The organism is Vibrio cionasavignyae, from assembly GCF_050337155.1.
Classification (GTDB): domain Bacteria; phylum Pseudomonadota; class Gammaproteobacteria; order Enterobacterales; family Vibrionaceae; genus Vibrio; species Vibrio nomapromontoriensis.
This window is the reverse complement of sequence record NZ_JAKJSR010000009.1, coordinates 208904-228530: the sequence shown is the minus strand read 5'-3', so window position 1 is coordinate 228530 and position 19627 is coordinate 208904. Positions and strand designations below refer to the sequence as shown.

At 46.1% G+C, this 19627-nt stretch carries 15 protein-coding genes; 10 read left to right on the top strand and 5 right to left on the bottom strand.

The window, feature by feature from the left end; translation table 11 throughout:
• Positions 1–79 precede the first annotated feature (79 nt).
• The 10 genes from gltB (at position 80) to L4D74_RS01605 (ending at position 13038) form a co-directional block, all read left to right on the top strand.
• A complete protein-coding gene (gene gltB, locus L4D74_RS01650; protein ID WP_428750413.1) occupies positions 80–4543 on the top strand; it encodes a glutamate synthase large subunit in 4464 nt (1487 codons plus the stop codon).
• 18 nt (positions 4544–4561) lie between these two features.
• Complete coding sequence (locus L4D74_RS01645; protein ID WP_428750412.1) at positions 4562–5974, top strand: FAD-dependent oxidoreductase; 1413 nt, start codon at positions 4562–4564, stop codon at positions 5972–5974.
• 141 nt (positions 5975–6115) lie between these two features.
• Positions 6116–6550 carry a DUF1499 domain-containing protein gene (locus L4D74_RS01640; RefSeq protein ID WP_428750411.1) on the top strand — a complete coding sequence of 145 codons (435 nt, stop codon included), beginning with the start codon at positions 6116–6118 and terminating at the stop codon, positions 6548–6550.
• A gap of 108 nt (positions 6551–6658) precedes the next feature.
• Positions 6659–7354: a 5'-methylthioadenosine/S-adenosylhomocysteine nucleosidase gene (gene mtnN, locus L4D74_RS01635; RefSeq protein WP_428750410.1), complete on the top strand. Its 696-nt coding sequence runs from the start codon at positions 6659–6661 to the stop codon at positions 7352–7354.
• Between the two features lie 95 nt (positions 7355–7449).
• On the top strand, positions 7450–8403 hold the full coding sequence (locus L4D74_RS01630; protein ID WP_428750409.1) for a cobalamin biosynthesis family protein: 954 nt from the start codon (positions 7450–7452) through the stop codon (positions 8401–8403).
• Positions 8404–8427: 24 nt separating this feature from the next.
• Positions 8428–9228, top strand: coding sequence for a vitamin B12 ABC transporter substrate-binding protein BtuF (btuF, locus tag L4D74_RS01625; protein ID WP_428750672.1), 801 nt, complete (start codon positions 8428–8430; stop codon positions 9226–9228).
• 98 nt (positions 9229–9326) lie between these two features.
• Positions 9327–9944, top strand: coding sequence for a TRIC cation channel family protein (locus L4D74_RS01620; protein ID WP_428750408.1), 618 nt, complete (start codon positions 9327–9329; stop codon positions 9942–9944).
• A gap of 147 nt (positions 9945–10091) precedes the next feature.
• A complete protein-coding gene (modF, locus tag L4D74_RS01615) occupies positions 10092–11561 on the top strand; it encodes a molybdate ABC transporter ATP-binding protein ModF (protein WP_428750407.1) in 1470 nt (489 codons plus the stop codon).
• Positions 11551–12108, top strand: a complete 558-nt coding sequence (locus L4D74_RS01610; RefSeq protein WP_428750670.1) for a flavodoxin family protein — start codon at positions 11551–11553, stop codon at positions 12106–12108. Before modF ends, L4D74_RS01610 begins: the two co-directional genes overlap by 11 nt.
• A gap of 63 nt (positions 12109–12171) precedes the next feature.
• Entirely contained in the window at positions 12172–13038 is an 867-nt protein-coding gene (locus L4D74_RS01605; protein WP_428750406.1) for a LysR family transcriptional regulator, read from the top strand.
• Here L4D74_RS01605 and L4D74_RS01600 read toward each other — a convergent pair.
• The 5 genes from L4D74_RS01600 to carA form a co-directional block, all read right to left on the bottom strand.
• Entirely contained in the window at positions 12968–13747 is a 780-nt protein-coding gene (locus tag L4D74_RS01600) for a TSUP family transporter (protein ID WP_428750405.1), read from the bottom strand. The genes L4D74_RS01605 and L4D74_RS01600 overlap by 71 nt on opposite strands.
• Before the next feature lie 98 nt (positions 13748–13845).
• Positions 13846–14412 (bottom strand): porin family protein, encoded by a 567-nt coding sequence (locus L4D74_RS01595; protein ID WP_428750404.1) that lies wholly within the window; start codon positions 14410–14412, stop codon positions 13846–13848.
• 27 nt (positions 14413–14439) lie between these two features.
• Complete coding sequence (locus L4D74_RS01590) at positions 14440–14937, bottom strand: porin family protein (RefSeq protein ID WP_428750403.1); 498 nt, start codon at positions 14935–14937, stop codon at positions 14440–14442.
• A 160-nt stretch (positions 14938–15097) separates the two neighbouring features.
• Positions 15098–18325, bottom strand: a complete 3228-nt coding sequence (gene carB / locus L4D74_RS01585) for a carbamoyl-phosphate synthase large subunit (RefSeq protein ID WP_428750402.1) — start codon at positions 18323–18325, stop codon at positions 15098–15100.
• A 16-nt stretch (positions 18326–18341) separates the two neighbouring features.
• Entirely contained in the window at positions 18342–19481 is a 1140-nt protein-coding gene (gene carA, locus L4D74_RS01580; protein WP_265673681.1) for a glutamine-hydrolyzing carbamoyl-phosphate synthase small subunit, read from the bottom strand.
• Positions 19482–19627: the final 146 nt, after the last annotated feature.

The window sequence follows — 19627 nt, the reverse complement described above, 5'->3', positions numbered from 1 at the left end:
TGATTCTTATAAAAAGAAAAATCATTAAAAAGCATCAATTTACTGTCAGGAAGACAGCACGCTCAAAGGGAGAAAGGCAATGGCTCTTTATGATCCAAGTCTTGAGAAGGACAACTGCGGATTTGGCCTTATCGCACATATGCAAGGTCAGCCCAGCCACAAATTAGTTCGTACCGCCATCTCTGCGCTCGATCGCATGACACACCGTGGTGGTATCGCTGCGGATGGAAAAACAGGCGATGGTTGCGGTCTACTACTGCAAAAGCCAGACACTTACTTTCGTCTTCTCGCACAAGAAAATCAATGGAATCTGAGTAAACAATACGCTGTCGGCATGCTGTTTCTATCCAATGATCCTGTCAAAGCGCAGGCTACCAAAGACACTATCACCAAAGAACTCGCGCAAGAAACCCTAACCATTTCAGGCTGGCGCAAGGTTCCAGTCAACCCCGACGTATTAGGCCCAATCGCGGCAGAGTCACTACCTAACATAGTACAATGTTTTATCTCAGCACCAGCAGGCTGGCGTGAGCAAGATGTTGAGCGTCGCCTTTACATTGCCAGAAGACGTATTGAGAAAGCGATCACTGACGACCCAGAATTCTATGTTTGTAGCCTATCCACACAAGTTATCGTCTACAAAGGTCTCTGTATGCCTGCGGATCTTCCGCGCTTCTACCTTGATCTTGCCGATCTTAGAATGGAATCAGCGATCTGTTTATTCCATCAGCGATTTTCTACCAATACTCAACCTCGCTGGCCACTGGCACAACCCTTTCGTTACCTCGCTCATAATGGTGAAATCAACACTATTGAAGGCAATCGGCAGTGGGCAAAAGCGCGCGCTTACAAATTTGCCTCTCCGTTATTGCCCGATTTACAAACCGCCGCTCCATTTGTTAATGAAACGGGTTCAGACTCTTCAAGCCTAGATAACATGCTTGATCTGTTTTTATCGGGAGGGATGGATATATTCCGAGCGATGCGAATGCTCGTACCACCTGCATGGCAAAACCATCCTGATATGGATCCGGATCTGCGCGCTTTTTACGACTTTAACTCCAAGCACATGGAACCATGGGACGGCCCGGCTGGTATTGTACTTTCTGATGGGCGCTACGCCGCCTGCAACCTTGACCGAAATGGGTTAAGACCTGCCCGATATGTCATCACGAAAGACAACCTTATAACTCTTGCTTCTGAAGTAGGAATTTGGGATTACGCCCCAGACGAAGTTGCAGAAAAAGGGCGAGTTGGGCCCGGAGAACTATTGGTTATCGATACTCAAGATGGCAAATTATGGCACTCAAAAGAAATTGATAACGATCTAAAAAGCCGCCACCCTTATCGAGAGTGGATGGAAAACAATGTCCATAAATTAATCCCTTTTTCGGAATTATTAGACGATGATGTAGGCAAACGCAGTTTCGATGCTACGCAATTAAGTAGTTATCAAAAACAGTTTGCTATGAGCAATGAAGAAACTGACCAAGTACTACGTGTATTAGGCGATATGGGTCAAGAAGCAGTAGGCTCCATGGGTGATGATACCCCTATGGCTGTGCTGTCTTCTAAAGAGCGCCTTATTACTGACTATTTCAGGCAAAAATTCGCTCAAGTCACCAACCCACCAATCGATCCACTACGTGAAAAACACGTCATGTCACTGGCGACTAGCGTAGGACAAGAAATGAATGTCTTTTGCGAGACCGACGGACACGCCTACCGTGTGGCATTTAACTCACCAGTTCTGCTTTATTCAGACATGCAGCAACTGCTAAACCTTAGTGAAGATCACTATCGCCACACCATACTTGATATCAACTTTGACCCACAACAGAAAGATCTTAAGCAAGCTATTATCGATTTATGTGAGCAAGCTGAAAAAGTGGTTAAGGCTGGGACGGTACTATTGGTACTTTCCGATCGCGCTCTGAAACAAGGTCACTTACCTATTCCTGCTGCAATGGCGGTAGGGGCAGTTCAAACCCGCCTGATTGACGCTAACGTGCGTTGTGATACCAACATACTAGTTGAAACGGCAACCGCACGAGACCCTCATCAATTTGCTGTCTTACTCGGTTTTGGGGCAACAGCCGTCTACCCTTATCTCGCCTATGAAACACTTGGTAAAATGGTAGAAGATGGCGTACTCGATAAAAGCTATCGCGTTGCCATGCAAAACTATCAAAACGGCATTAATAAAGGCCTGTATAAGATCATGTCGAAAATGGGGATTTCAACGATTGCCTCATATCGATGCTCACAACTGTTCGAAGCAGTCGGACTCCATGACGACGTCGTTGAGCTTTGCTTCAAAGGCGTGACAGCTAGAATTCAAGGTGCGAGCTTTGAGGATTTTCAGCAAGATATTTTCAACTTATCACGCAAAGCTTGGACAAAACGTAAGCCAACTGAGCACGGTGGTTTATTAAAATATGTTCATGGCGGGGAGTATCATGCCTATAACCCTGACGTGGTTGGCACCCTACAACAAGCAGTGAAAACCGGTGATACCCAAGATTATCAGTCTTTTGCGACACAAGTGAATACTCGCCCCGTCGCCATGTTACGCGATCTCATGACCTTGAAAACGTCTGCGTCTCCGCTTTCCTTATCGCAAGTTGAGCCTGCCAGCGACTTATTCAAACGCTTTGATTCTGCTGCCATGTCTATTGGTGCGCTAAGCCCTGAAGCCCATGAAGCACTCGCGATGGCCATGAATCAGCTCGGTGGTTATTCAAACTCTGGTGAAGGTGGTGAGGATCCAAGACGATTTGGCACCAACCGAAATTCACGAATCAAGCAAATTGCTTCAGGTCGATTTGGCGTGACTCCGCACTATTTGAGTAATGCCGACGTTCTACAAATCAAAGTCGCGCAAGGAGCAAAACCGGGAGAAGGCGGGCAACTACCAGGCCACAAAGTCACCGCTGAGATCGCGAAGCTGCGCTACTCCGTTCAAGGCGTGACGTTAATTTCTCCCCCTCCTCATCATGATATTTACTCCATAGAAGATCTTGCCCAACTGATTTTCGATCTCAAGCAAGTTAACCCGAATGCCTTAGTCTCGGTGAAGCTGGTGTCCGAGCCAGGAGTGGGTACTATCGCGACAGGCGTTGCCAAAGCCTACGCCGATCTAATTACTATTTCAGGCTATGATGGTGGCACAGCTGCGAGCCCTCTAACGTCCGTTAAATATGCAGGTTGTCCTTGGGAGTTAGGGCTTGCGGAAACTCAACAAGCCTTAGTCGCTAATAGTTTGCGTCATAAGATTCGTCTACAAGTTGATGGCGGATTAAAGACAGGTCTTGATGTGGTTAAGGCGGCTATTTTAGGCGCAGAAAGCTTTGGCTTTGGTACGGCTCCAATGGTCGCAATGGGCTGTAAGTTCTTAAGAATTTGCCACTTAAATAACTGCGCCACAGGGGTGGCAACTCAAGACGAAACCTTGCGAAAAGAGTACTTTAAAGGGCTGCCAGAGATGGTGGTTAACTACTTTACCGGCTTAGCCGACGAGGTACGCTTGCTCCTTGCCCAGCTGGGTGTAGAAAAGCTAACCGACCTCATTGGTCGTACGGATCTATTACAAGCGGTTGAAGGGTTAACAGCAAAACAAAGTAAACTGGATTTATCGCCAATCTTGGAAACCCCGATATCAGCACAGAATTTCCCTTTGTACTGGACCCAACCCAACAACCCATTTGATAAGGCCGAACTCAACAGTCAAATTGTGGAAGATGCGCGCACAGCAGTGGAAGAGAAACAATCCACCAGCTTGTATTACAACGTACGAAACACTGATCGCTCCCTCGGAGCACGCTTATCGGGTGAAATTGCCAAGCGCTATGGCAATCAAGGCATGGCAAGCTCTCCCATTCAGTTACACCTTGACGGAACAGCGGGCCAGTCTCTCGGCGTTTGGAATGCAGGCGGGGTGGATATCACTCTAACTGGTGATGCTAATGATTATGTAGGCAAAGGTATGGCGGGCGGAAAGATTGTCATTAAACCTCATGTCGGTACAACCTTCATCTGTAATGAAGCGACAATCATTGGTAACACCTGCCTTTATGGCGCCACTGGCGGAAAACTGTTTGCGGCAGGCACAGCGGGAGAGCGCTTTGGTGTTCGTAACTCTGGCACCATCACTGTAATTGAAGGCGCTGGCGATAATGCCTGTGAATACATGACGGGAGGAATTGTCGCTATCTTAGGTGCAACGGGCGTTAACTTTGGCGCGGGTATGACGGGAGGGTTTGCTTATGTCCTTGATACCAATGAAGACTTTAATGGTCGAGTCAACGAAGAATCTGTTGACGCGCTTGCTCTATCTGACCTTTATATTCACCAGGAGCATTTAAGAGGGTTAATTGCAGAGCACCTTGAAGAAACCGGCTCAGTACACGCCGAGAATATCTTAGCGAATTTTGATGAATGGATTCCAAAATTCTACTTAGTTAAGCCAAAAGCCGCTGATTTACGTACGCTTTTGGGTCATCAAAGCCGAAGCGCTGCCGAGCTGCGCGTTCAAGCCCAATAATTGCAAGGAGCGAAAATTATGAGCCAGAACGTCTATCAATTTATCGACGTCAATCGTGTAGACCCGGCAAAAAAACCGATAAAAATTCGTAAAATTGAATTTGTCGAAATCTACGAACCCTTTACCAAGCAGCAAGCCACTGCACAAGCTGACCGCTGTCTAGACTGTGGTAACCCCTATTGTGAATGGAAATGCCCAGTCCACAATTATATCCCACAGTGGTTAAAGCTCGCCAATGAGGGGCGCATTATTGAAGCGGTAGAGCTCTCTCATCAAACCAACAGCCTACCTGAAGTGTGCGGTAGAGTGTGCCCACAAGATAGGCTTTGCGAAGGGGCCTGCACGCTAAATGGTGACTTTGGCGCGGTCACCATTGGCAATGTAGAAAAATACATAACCGACAAGGCGTTTGAAATGGGTTGGAAACCAGACATTTCTCACGTTGAGTGGACGGATAAAAAAGTGGCGATCATTGGCGCAGGGCCTGCAGGCCTCGCTGCTGCAGATGTATTAGTTCGTAATGGCGTCAAGCCCGTTGTTTTTGACCGCTACCCTGAAATTGGCGGGCTACTGACCTTTGGGATCCCATCCTTCAAGTTAGAGAAAGACGTCATGACCAACCGCCGACAAATTTTTAGCGATATGGGAGTCGAATTCCAACTCAATACTGAAGTGGGTAAAGACGTCAAAATGTCAGATTTGGTCAACGACTATGATGCCGTCTTTTTGGGCGTTGGTACGTATAAAAACATGCGAGCAGGGTTAGAGAATGAGGATGCCCCCGGCGTCTATGACGCACTGCCCTTTCTGATATCCAACACTTACAAGGTCATGGAACTTGCCAATACTCAACCATATTTAGACATGGCGGGAAAAAATGTGGTGGTATTAGGTGGTGGCGATACTGCGATGGACTGTGTGCGAACCTCTATTCGCCAAGGTGCCAATAACGTGGTGTGTGCCTACCGCCGTGATGAAGTGAATATGCCGGGCTCTCGACGTGAAGTGAAAAACGCCAAAGAAGAAGGCGTTAATTTTATGTTCAACTTGCAACCTCTTGGCATTGAACTCGACAGCAACGGCAATACCTGCGGCGTCAAAGTGGTTAAAACAGCGCTTGGTGAACCGGATGAGGCAGGAAGACGTCGACCAGAGCCAGTTGAAGGCAGCGAACATGTGTTAGCCGCCGACGCTGTTATTATGGCGTTTGGCTTTCAGCCTCATCAAATGACATGGTTAGAACCGTTTGGTGTCGAGCTGGATCAATGGGGGCGAATTAAAGCACCAGCGACGCAAGAGTTTATGTATCAGACGACCAACAAAAAAATCTTTGCCGGCGGTGATGCCGTGAGAGGTTCTGATTTAGTCGTCACCGCTATTGATGAAGGACGTAAAGGCGCTGAAGGTATACTAGACTTCTTAGACATCTAAAAATTGTGTGGATACTCACTCCAATCACTCCCTTTGTTAGTTCAAAGGGAGTGATAAACGCGGCGGTACTCATATCGATAAGCTTAAGTACTCATAAACCATAACCTCACCTCTCATTCTAGCGCATTGCAAGGAGGGTTCATGAACAAAATCACCATTGGCACCTTTTCTCTTTTATTACTCACCGCATGCGGTGCAGGAACGACAACTATGACCGACCGAACTCACTTACCGTGTGGCGATAGCCCCCGCTGTGTATCCACTCAAGATAATCGCGAAGACTTTAATATTGCACCATTTGAACTCACAGACGGCGCAAACATCAACCAGATAGAAACCGTTGCCTTAAGCTTTCCGCGCGCAAGTGTTGCCGCGAAAGAAGGCGACTACTTACGCATCGAGTACAAATCTAAAGTCTTTCGCTATGTGGATGATATGGAGCTGAAGATCGAAGATGGAAAGCTACTGGTACGCTCAGAAGCCCGTATTGGCTATTATGATTTCAAGGTGAATAGAAAGCGAGTCGAAGCATTTAGAGCAAAACTCATCGAAACAGGCCTCATCATAAAGCCTTAATTGTAAGAGACCAGAGAAGAGAGCTAGGGTTAGAGAAGATAGTTGGGGTCAACCAAGACTATTGCTATACTGCACGCCGAACACCTTTACCAACTTGAGAGAATCTCTATGAAAATCGGCGTAATTGGCGCAATGGAACAAGAAGTGTCCATCCTTAAATCTGCTCTAGAAAATTTAGTCGAAGTGAAAAAAGGCGGCTGTACTTTTTTTACTGGTCAACTCAATGGCGCAGATGTTGTGTTACTTCAATCCGGCATTGGTAAAGTGGCAGCAGCTGTCGGCACCACGGTTCTTCTAAGTGACTACCAACCTGATGTTGTTATCAACACAGGCTCAGCGGGTGGCTTTGAATCAACTCTCAACTTAGGTGATGTGGTTATCTCTACCGAAGTTCGTCACCACGATGCTGACGTCACAGCATTTGGCTACGAAATCGGTCAAATGGCTGGTCAACCTGCTGCATTTACTGCTGATAAAAAATTAATGGATATCGCTGAACAAGCGCTTGCTCAAATGCAAGACAAGCACGCGGTACGTGGCCTTATTTGCACCGGTGATGAGTTTGTTTGTCGCCCAGAGCGCCAAGCAGCGATCCGTGCTAACTTCCCTGGCGTTATTGCGGTTGAGATGGAAGCATCAGCTATTGCTCAAACTTGTCATCAATTCAATACTCCGTTCGTGGTTGTTCGTGCTATCTCTGATGTTGCCGACAAAGAATCACCAATGAGTTTTGAAGAATTTCTACCATTAGCAGCACAAAGCTCATCTGAGATGGTTGTGAAAATGGTCAGCTTGCTCAAATAAGCTCAAGCTTAATCTTGGGTTCTGCTGTCAACAAAGATTTGATAACAAGAACCAAACTGCAAGGACGAGTTAATTAGAATAACAAGGATTCGTTAATGAGCTCTTTTCTAGAGAGTTTCTATGCCAATGGTGCGCTTCTCGTGATGTGGGGTGCACTTATTTTTCATCTGTTACTCCCCATTCCCCAAAGTGCTCACCCAATTTACTACTGGCGACGCTTGGCGATAGCGATTGCTAACAAGGTCAATCAACCTACTAGCACAACCTCCCAGCAAACTCTTTCCGGATTACTGACTTGGGTACTGTTCGTGATGCCTGCGTTTGCGGTATTACTCGCCATGCAATCACTGGCTTGGCAGGCGCAATTTTATCAATTGGCGCTATTACTGTTGGCGTTAGACTGGCGTGGCAATGAAACGTTAACTCAGCAGCTCATCCGCGGCTTATCCAATGAAGATAAAGCCTATGTGCGCACCTCTTTACAAACGTGTGTAAATAGAGACACTGCGCCTTTATCTCTGATTGGGCTAGGCAAAGCTTCGGCAGAAACACTCATACTAGGCTACTCTCGACGCGTCATTGGCGTACTGTTTTGGTATGGCTTATTCGGTGGAATCGGCGCGCTCATTTATCGTCTAGCTATGGAATTAGCCCGCAGTTGGAGCCCTGCTCAACCTCACTATCAACATTTTGGTAAGCCTGCTCTTGCCGCCTTTTCCTTGCTTGATGCCGCACCACAAAAACTGTTCGCACTGCTTATCATGATAGGCACATCACGCCAAAGTATTACATCGGCTATAGCGCAAAGCCGGAGTTGGCACAACCCCACCACCAATTGGCTATTATGTGGGTACGCAAACAAGTTTGGGCTTTCACTCGGTGGGCCAGCAATGTACGACGCGACGAAATATCAACGCGCCCGAATTGGCGGAAAAATAGTCCCATCGGCGTATCACCTCGCAGTGTTACAAAAAGATATCGCCTGGCGGATCTATATTTGGTTAATGCTGCAAAGCGCCATCATGTTTATTATTCATAAAGGGTTTTAGTCAATGAAACGAATTCTGACGGTCATGATTATGGCCTGTCTTTCCTCACCAGCACTGGCGATTGCAGAGCGAGTTATTAGCCTTGCTCCTCACGCCACAGAATTGGCTTATGCAGCAGGCCTAGGTGACCAACTCATCGCAGCCAGTGAATACAGTGACTATCCAGACGCGGCTAAAAAACTCGAGCGAGTTGCTAACTATCAAGGCATTAAGCTAGAACGCATCGTCGCATTACAACCTGATCTCATACTTGTTTGGCCTGCAGGTAATCCGGCTCGTGAGTTAGATAAACTCCGTCAGTTAGGTTTTAACCTTATCTATTCAAAAACAAACAAGCTTGAGGATATCGCCGATAATATCGAGGCTCTCAGTGCTTATGCTAATGACCCTACTATCGGTCAAAGAGCCGCAGCCGATTTTCGACAACGATTAGACTCGCTAAAATCAACCTCACAGACGGATAAACCCGTTCGTTATTTTTATCAACTGAGTGAAAAACCCATAATCACTCTGGCACAAGGTAGCTGGCCAAGTGAGGTCTTTCGCTTTTGTGGTGGTGAAAACATCTTTGCCAACAGCAAAGCCCCCTACCCTCAGGTCAGCCCAGAGCAAATTATTGTTCGCCAACCGGACGCTATTTTCACTTCAGAGCATGCCATTAAAAATGGCGGCATGTGGCAGAAGTGGTCTGCCGAACTCCCTGCCGTTGAGAAGAAGCATATGTGGACACTAACGTCTGATTGGTTAAACCGACCAACACCACGTACTTTGTTGGCAATAGAACAAGTTTGCCAACATTTCGATACGGTTAGACAGTCTCAGTGAGAATTCACTCGCACCATGACAAGATCAGGTGCGAAGCGTCTATAATTACCGTAAAATTGCCGCACTTTTAATAAGACATTTTTCAATGAGTATATAACGTGGACTCCATGCTCTATTTAGTCGATTTATTCGGCACAATGGTATTTGCGATATCAGGGGTGATTCTCGCAGGAAGACTAAGGATGGATCCCTTTGGCGTTATGGTATTAGGCAGTGTCACCGCGATTGGTGGTGGCACCATAAGAGATATGGCGCTAGGCGCGACGCCAGTATTCTGGATCACCGACACCACCTATTTATGGGTTATCATCGTTACCTGTTTACTCACCATGATGTTAATCAGACACCCTCGTCGATTGCCATGGTGGGTACTGCCGGTCTCCGATGCTATCGGACTAGCTGTCTTTGTTGGCATCGGTGTAGAAAAAGCGCTTAATTATCAAGATTCCGCCTTGGTCGCTATTATTATGGGCGTGATAACAGGCTGTGGCGGCGGCATTATTCGAGATGTCCTCGCACGAGAAATCCCGATGATTTTACGCCGAGAAGTTTACGCGACCGCCTGTATTATCGGTGGGGCTTTTTACACCACGACATTAATGTTCGGCGCGACGCCGGAAAGTGCTTTTCTAAGCTGTGTGGTCACTACGCTAATTATTCGGCTTGGTGCTATTCGCTGGCAGCTCTCCCTACCTACGTTTGCACTCGATAAATAACGATATTTCACAACATGAATGTCAGAGTTGCGCCATTCTCTGACATTCACTCTTCAATTTTCCTTATTGCTCTAGTATGTTGAATACCTGACCGTTTTTTATTCAAGTAATGCGGGATGATGGATTTATTCGAGATAAGGAGATCTCATGGCGATCACGTTCAATCAAGTTCAATTCAATCAATCTCAAAAGCTATGTATTCCTTTTTGGCAACTTAAGCATAAAGAGCATTGGGGCGTCTTCGAGACCCAAGGTAATGTTGGGTCCGTGATTGGAGATCTACTCTGTCAAGAAATTGAACCTGATACGGGTAATGTCGATACCAACCAATACCACATTGCTCAGGTGTCACTTGCCGAACAACAACGGCTGCTTGAATTAGAACATGCCAACGATGACACTGACTTCTTAGACAGAATCGATCATGGCCGTAGTGTGATGCAGCTTATTTCTGAACATTGTGACAACCCTGTGATCATCGAACAGCTACTACAGGAGTTAGACTTACTGCACTTAAAGGACCGCGGCTTCAAACAGCTTTCAACTGGTGAGACTCGCCGCGTGATGTTAGCTCGTGCTCTTTCTTCTTCACCACAGGTACTGATTCTGGATGAGCCTTTTGTTGGTCTCGATCATGCCCACAGAAAAATACTCGCCGACTACCTTTACGATCTCTCCGCTCATGTACAACTCATTCTCATTACCTCACGAGAAGATGAAATTCCAACATGGGTGAATCACATTGCTCTATTTGAAAACGGTACGTTAAAAGAAGAACTCAGCTACCAACAATGGACCAGCCATCCTGTTATCGCCCAATTACTGTCTCAATCCGCGATTCAGAGTGAACAGTGGATGGAATTAATCCGTAAACACCAACATGCATCTGCATTTAGTGACCCGCTCATTCAAATTACCAACGGTTGTGTCGAATACGTTGACCAAAAGATATTCTCCAATGTTAATTGGCAGATCAATCACGGGGAGCATTGGCAAGTCCGAGGTCCTAATGGTTGTGGAAAAAGCACCTTACTGGGTTTGATTTTTGGCGACCATCCACAATGCTACAGCAACGATATTCAAATTTATGGCATGAAACGCGGTAGCGGCGAAACAGTGTGGGACATCAAACAGCATACAGGGATGGTGTCATCCTCACTACACTTGCAATATCGAGTCAGTTGCAATGCGCTTGATGTGTTGCTCTCGGGCTTTTTTGACTCGATTGGGCTCTACGATAAGCCAACGAAAAAACAAATTGATACCGCAAAAGAGTGGCTGACTTTACTGCACATGGCACACCTTGCTCACAGCTCATTTAGGGCGCTTGAATACAGCCAACAACGGCTGCTGTTAATTGCCCGTGCGATTATAAAACAACCCACCATTCTCATTCTGGATGAGCCCTATCAAGGACTCGATTACCTAGGTCGAAAATTGGTGATGAACGCGCTCAACATGATTGCCAAAGAAAACCTTAGCCAACTGTTATACGTCTCGCATTACACCGAAGATACGCTAGACAGTATCCAGAACTTTGTTGATTTTATTCCTAACTTTCAAGAAGATGGCTATCAAATAAAAATCACCAACAAGGCTAAGGTCACTGATGAGTAAGAAAATGGCCATCGTGTATTTTTCTCACACTGGCGCAACGAGAATGCTGGCAGAAAGAATATCCGCGGGATCCACTGCTGCCGGAGTGACCACTACTCAGATTGAGATTCTATCTAGCGACATTGTTGAAGGTCGCTATATCCGTAAGGACATCTTTAACGTCTTGCAGCAGCAAGATGCCATTGTATTTGGTAGCCCCACTTATATGGGGTCTGCCGCAGCGCAATTTAAAGCATTTATGGATGCAAGTAGCAATGATTACGTTGACCTGGCATGGCGAAATAAGTTGGCAGCAGGCTTCACAGTTGGGGGAAGCCTCAATGGAGAACAGCAGCAAACCTTACTTAGTTTTTTCACTTTAGCCTGCCAGCATGCCATGCTTTGGGCGGGTTTAGACACCTCACAGCACAACGACCAACTTAAGCTCAATAGAACAGGCTCCTCTATTGGGCTTGTTGCCAGCACCCTAAGCGATTCCAATTTAGTCAATGACAATGATCTAGCCACGGCGTACTACTTTGGGCAACGACTCGCTCGCTGTCTATAACGCCATAATCCCTAAAATCGTGATAACCTAGGCGTTATCTATTCCCATATTTCATTAATAGTCATGCTACTTGAAGGTATTGAAACACTCTTAGTCTTATCGCAAGAAAAAACCATGAGTCGTACTGGCAGTCGCCTTTACATCGGTCAGTCGGCGGTGAGTAAGCGCATTGCTAACTTAGAAAAGCGTCTAGGAAAAAAGCTCATCGAGCCTGACGGCAGGCAGATCAAGCTCACGCCAGATGCGTTAGATCTCATTGAGCGCATAGGCACCAGTGTTAATGAACTGAAAGGATTGATATCAGAAGAGCAGCTACATAGCGATCAAACCCTGATTCGTATTGACTGCTCTGAAACGCTCGTTGCTGGCTACCTTAGTGAGTTTATTAGCCCATTACTGGCTCAAGACCCGTACCTCACCATCACTACTAATCACACTCCAAGAATTGTTGAGCATGTCCGTTCGGGTGATGCCATGATTGGTTTCTGTGCCGGGCACCTCAGTGCAAAATTAGGACTATACGCGACTCACTTATTTGATGAACCGTTTAAAATTGTTAGTCATCAACCTTTAAGCTGTGCGCCAAAAAATCTAATCACCAACGATCTCAATAACCCAGCTAACACATACCAAGCCGCCTTACTGCAGCAATCCCAAATTGTTCCTTGCATGCAAATGGATTCGTACACGGCCGCCGCCCAGCTTGCGATCAAAGGGGCGGGACCGGCTCTCGTACCGATGTCCATTATTAAGACATTACATATTGATGAGGCGCTGTGTTTTGACTTTGCCTTTTTATCCGCTCTTACTCGGCCAATACACCTGATTTACCGACCAACGGCATTAAAGAATAATCGAGCTAAAACAGTGATTGAAACCATTGAGGATGCTGTTCCAAGAGTAGTTTTATCGCCATCACCATTGACATGATGACCACCAACGGGCGGATGAACTTCTTGCCCTTTGTGACCACCATTTTTGCTCCCATACGAGCGCCAATGAAACCGCCCATCGCCATCACTAAACCGATTTCCCACACAGGGAGGCCCGCCAAAACAAAGAACAATAATGCGGCTATATTTGAAGTAAAGTTCAGAACCTTGGTTCGCGCCGTGGCATGCACAATAGAAAGTTGGGCAATGGCGACAAAACAAATCGTAAAAATAGAACCTGTACCAGGGCCAAAGAAACCATCGTAAAATCCCACGCCAGTTCCAACAGAAAAAGCAAACATGGTCTCAGATAGCTTTGGCTTCCCCCCACCCTCTCCAGCTTGAGGCGCCAGCAAAAAGTATAAGGAAATACCCAGTAGTAAGACTGGAATAAGACTCGTCAATATACCAGCATCAATATGTTGAACCAGCTCAGCCCCCACCGCTGAGCCAATAAAAGTACACGCAATCGCTAAGCGCATTTCTTTAATATCAACAATGCCGTTTCGAACGAAATACCACGTTGCAGAAAAGCTCCCAAATGAGCTTTGCAGTTTATTGGTCGCTAGCGCTTGGGTTGGGGGCACCCCTACAGCAAGCAGGGCGGGGAGCGTAAGTAACCCTCCTCCTCCAGCCATCGCGTCAATAAAACCAGCTATCCCTGCAACGAGAAATAACAGTCCGAGAATTTCTATAGTAACTTCCATGATTCTGAGTCAAAGCGAAAACATTCCGTCATTTTACTTGCTAAAAACATCAACACTAGCGAAACGATGGATATTGACCTATTCCTATTTGGAGTTGGTTAAAAGTAATAGTTCAACCCGATATTTACGCCGCCAAACTTATATGCGTCTTTATGGGCATAATTTACGTATTCCATATTAAAGGCAACGTTCTCAGAATGGCGAAACTCTACTCCGCCACCTAATGCTAGGGTCGTCTGTACCTTATGAGTATGGGGAAAGACATCGGTCCCATTAGACGGTCTCGAACTGTTATAAATTGGAGCATCGAACACACTGGTACCAGCTAAACCATAAAGCGCAACCCTTTCACTGACGGGCAGCGATATCTTAGCTAACAGCCCAAACTGATGCTTAGGAACATGGTATGTATTAAGCGAATTGTTGTTGGTATAACGCCCCTCGAAAGAAAGATAGGGATTAAACTCGTAGCCTAGCTTTATTCCCACAGCAGAATAGGAACCTGATGTGCCGTAGGTTTTATCCATGTTATCTACTTTGTATGCATGGTTCATTTCATATTTAGTAGAGCCTAAGTTTACCCCGATATAAGGTCCAGAAAAGGAATAGGAGCTGACCAAAAAAGACAGCATGAACACTACTTTAGTCCATTTAACATTCATCATTATTAAAGCCTCAAAAAATTCAAAAAGTTAAAAGTAGTAACTAAGACCAACATTGACCGCATTACCTTTATAGATTTTGTTTTGCGCCAAAGATACATATTCCAACGATCCTTTGATCTTATCAGTGAAGGTATATGACACACCGGCTCCACCTGAAAAATAACTCTTGGTTTTACTGCTAGCCGAGTCTTGATTGGTAATGTTGATACCAGCTAAAGCATAAATAGAAAAAGTGTCGTTTAGTGGATAGCTTGCTTTGGCGTAAACTTGGGACTGGTGTTGAGGTAATGACCCTGTACGGTTAAGGGCATAAAGATACCTTCCCTCTAAAGCAAAGTGTTCAGTAAACGAATACCCTGCCTGAAGTCCAAAATTGCTGACATTAAAGCCTGGTAATTTGACCGCGTCACTTGCAACTTGCACCGTACTAAACATGCTACCGAGGTAAAAACCATCATCGGCGATGGCCGGAAGTGATAGTGTTGTGGCCGTCAAGAGAACGCCCATAGCGCATTTAATTTTCACTGCTATTTTCCTATATTTTTATTGAGAATAGGAATATAGCGCCAAGAAGAATTGATTGAAAAACACTCTCTGTATAGAGGGTCCTACACAAAAAAGCCCGCTCGAATGAGCGGGCGATAAGACTGTCTAAAAGGCAGGCGCAAAGCCAACCTATTAGTTTTTATTTTGCCGCGTTAACTTGTGCGTGCAGTTCTTGAACTGACGTCACTGATGTTTTTGCATCAGCGGTGTGAGCCATACACGTTGCAAACGCTGCATTTAGCGTGGTGGTGTAGTTCACTTTCTCAGCCAAAGCACCACGACGAAGAACTTTAGAATCTTCAATCGCTTGACGACCAGCAGCCGTGTTCACAATGTAGGTGTACTCATTGTTCTTGATACGGTCAAGAATGTGAGGACGACCTTCGTGTACTTTGTTCACTAGACGTGGGTTGATGCCCGCTTCGCCCAGAATCACTGCTGTACCGTGAGTTGCATCCAACTGGTAACCTAGCTTCGTTAGCTTAGAAGCAAGGTCAACGACGCGCTCTTTATCACCTTCACGAACAGAAAGCAGTGCACGACCACCCTCAGGGTAGATGTGACCACAACCTAATTCAGCTTTTGAGTAAGCTTCAGCAAATGTTGCACCAACACCCATAACTTCACCAGTAGAGCGCATTTCTGGGCCTAATAGTGGGTCAACACCAGGGAACTTGTTGAATGGAAGTACCACTTCTTTCACTGAGTAGTATGGTGGAATGATCTCTTTAGTAAAGCCTTGAGACTCTAGAGATTGACCAGCCATAACACGTGCGGCAATCTTAGCGATTGGCGCACCCGTCGCTTTAGATACGAATGGAACCGTACGTGCCGCACGAGGGTTAACCTCGATGAGGTACACTTCATTGTTCTTAACAGCGAATTGCGTGTTCATCAGACCACGAACACCCAGCTCAAATGCTAGCTTTTCAACTTGCTCACGCATGACGTCTTGGATTTCTTGGCTTAGCGTGTATGCAGGAAGAGAACATGCTGAGTCACCTGAGTGAACACCCGCTTGCTCGATGTGCTCCATGATACCGCCGATAACCACACGCTCACCGTCACAAATCGCATCTACGTCAACTTCAACAGCGTCGTCTAAGAAGCTATCTAGTAGTACTGGCGATTCGTTTGATACGCTTACTGCTTCGTTGAAGTAGCGACGTAAGTCTTGCTCGTCGTATACGATTTCCATCGCACGACCACCAAGTACGTAAGAAGGACGTACAACCAATGGGAAGCCGATTTCGCGAGATTTCTCTACTGCTTGCTCCATGGTAGTCACTGTCGCGTTCTCTGGCTGAAGCAGACCTAGACGGTCTACAGCCACTTGGAAACGCTCACGGTCTTCTGCACGGTCGATAGCATCAGGGCTAGTACCAATGATTGGTACGCCAGCCGCTTCAAGAGCGCGAGCCAGTTTAAGTGGTGTTTGACCACCGTACTGAACGATAACGCCTTTTGGTTTCTCAACACGAGCGATGGCTAGTACATCTTCCAAAGTGACGGGTTCGAAGTAAAGGCGGTCTGACGTATCGTAATCCGTCGAAACTGTCTCAGGGTTACAGTTAACCATGATAGTTTCGTAGCCATCTTCACGTAGTGCTAGTGATGCGTGTACACAACAGTAGTCAAATTCAATACCTTGGCCGATACGGTTTGGACCGCCACCCAAGATCATGATCTTGTCTTTATCTGTTGGGTTCGCTTCACACTCGTCATCATAAGATGAGTACATGTAAGCGGTATCTGAAGAGAACTCAGCCGCACACGTATCTACGCGCTTGTATACTGGGTGGATATCGTATTGGTCACGTAGACGACGGATTTCGCTTTCTGCTACACCTAAAATCTTAGATAGGCGAGCATCAGCAAAGCCTTTACGTTTAAGCTTGTTAAGTACGTCTTTATTAAGGCCAGCAAAACCAGCAGCTTTAACTTCTTGCTCTAGCTTAACAATGTCTTCGATTTGAACTAGGAACCAACGGTCAATTTGCGTTAGGTTGAATACGCCATCTACCGACATACCAGCACGGAATGCATCTGCAATGTACCAAATACGATCTGCGCCCGCTTCTTTAAGCTCATGACGAATCGTTGTTAGTGCGTCAGGCGCATCTAGGTCAACCATTTCATCAAAACCTGTCGCGCCTACCTCTAGGCCACGCAGTGCTTTTTGTAGCGATTCTTGTTGGTTACGGCCAATAGCCATAACTTCACCAACAGACTTCATTTGCGTCGTTAGACGGTCGTTAGCACCGGCAAATTTCTCGAAGTTAAAACGAGGAATCTTAGTGACTACGTAGTCGATTGTTGGTTCGAACGATGCTGGCGTTGCGCCGCCAGTGATGTCATTCATTAGCTCGTCTAGCGTGAAGCCAACAGCCAGTTTCGCTGCAATCTTAGCGATTGGGAAACCTGTTGCTTTAGATGCTAGTGCAGAAGAGCGAGATACACGTGGGTTCATCTCGATGATAACCATACGGCCATCTTTCGGGTTGATACCAAACTGTACGTTTGAACCACCTGTTTCAACACCAATCTCACGCAGTACTGCTAGAGATGCGTTACGCATGAGTTGGTATTCTTTGTCTGTCAGCGTTTGAGCTGGCGCCACAGTGATTGAGTCACCTGTGTGAATACCCATTGGGTCAAAGTTTTCAATCGCACATACGATGATGCAGTTGTCGTTTTTGTCACGAACCACTTCCATCTCGTATTCTTTCCAACCGATAAGTGATTCATCGATAAGAAGTTCATTAGTTGGAGATAAGTCCAAACCACGACGACAGATTTCTTCAAATTCTTCTTTGTTGTAAGCGATACCGCCGCCCGTACCACCCATCGTAAACGATGGACGAATGATACAAGGGAAGCCAACCATGTCTAAAACTTTGTAAGCTTCTTCCATCGTTTTCGCCGTATCCGCGGTAGGACACTCAAGACCAATCGACTTCATTGCTTTATCAAAGCGTGAACGGTCTTCTGCTTTATCAATCGCGTCTGCCGTTGCACCAATCATTTCTACGCCGAACTCTTCAAGAACGCCGTGCTTTTCTAGGTCTAGTGCACAGTTAAGCGCCGTTTGACCACCCATCGTTGGAAGAACCGCATCTGGCTTTTCTTTCGCAATAATGTTGCGAACGACTTCCCACTGGATTGGTTCGATGTAAGTGGCATCGGCCATGTCAGGGTCAGTCATGATTGTCGCTGGGTTAGAGTTAACAAGAATAACTCGGTAACCTTCTTCGCGAAGCGCTTTACAAGCTTGAGCACCAGAGTAATCAAACTCACATGCTTGACCGATTACGATCGGGCCAGCACCTAAAATTAGAATACTTTTAATGTCAGTACGTTTTGGCATTCTCTACTACTCCGGATTAAGCGTTGTGCTGTTTAATTAGTTCAATGAAGTGGTCGAATAACGGCGCTGCGTCTTCAGGACCTGGGCTTGCTTCAGGGTGCCCCTGGAAGCTAAATGCTGGCTTGTCGGTACGGTGAATACCTTGTAGAGAACCGTCAAACAGTGACTTGTGCGTCGCACGTAGATTCTCTGGAAGCGTCGCTTCATCAGCCGCAAAGCCGTGGTTTTGTGAGGTAATCATCACAACATCACGATCCAAATCTTTTACAGGGTGGTTAGCACCATGGTGACCAAATTTCATTTTTACCGTTTTAGCACCGGATGCTAAAGCTAGAATTTGGTGACCTAAACAAATGCCAAAGATTGGTAGACCTTTCTCTAGGAACACTTTTGTCGCTTCGATAGCGTAAGTACACGGTTCCGGGTCACCAGGGCCATTTGAAAGGAATACGCCGTCAGGGTTAAGTGCAAGCACCTCTTCTGCAGACGTTTCAGCAGGAACTACGGTTAAGCGGCAACCGCGGTCAACCAGCATGCGTAGGATGTTTCTTTTTGCACCGAAGTCATAAGCAACAACGTGGAATGGCAATTCACTGTCTGCTTTCGCCTCAGGAAGTCCACCCGTGAGCGTCCACGAACCTTGTTTCCATTGATACGCTTCTTTTGTCGTCACTTCTTTCGCAAGATCCATACCTTTTAGGCCTGGGAATTCTTTTGCTTTAGCTAGCGCTAGAGCTTCATCAATATTGTGACCCGCAACAACACAACCGTTTTGAGCGCCTTTCTCACGTAAAATACGTGTCAGCTTACGTGTATCGATATCGGCGATACCCACAATATTTTGCGATTTTAGATAATCAGAAAGAGATTGTTCATTACGGAAGTTAGAAGCGATAAGAGGAAGATCGCGAATCACAAGGCCTTGAGCGTGGATTGAAGAAGATTCTTCATCTTCGGAATTGGTTCCGGTATTGCCAATGTGAGGGTAAGTAAGAGTAACGATTTGCTGAGAATAGGAAGGATCAGTGAGGATTTCTTGGTACCCCGTCATCGAGGTATTAAAAACAACTTCACCAACGGACAACCCGTCTGCTCCAATGGAAATACCGTGGAACACAGTCCCATCTTCTAGGACTAACAGTGCTGGTTTACTCAAGATAACCTCCAGAATAAAGATGCAAAAAATATAAATAAAATATCAATGCTGACACCCTACATACGGCTTAAAAGCACCATGAGGTAGTACAGACAAATTGGCGGTATTCTAATTAGCACTGTGACGAGTGTCAACAACAAGATAAA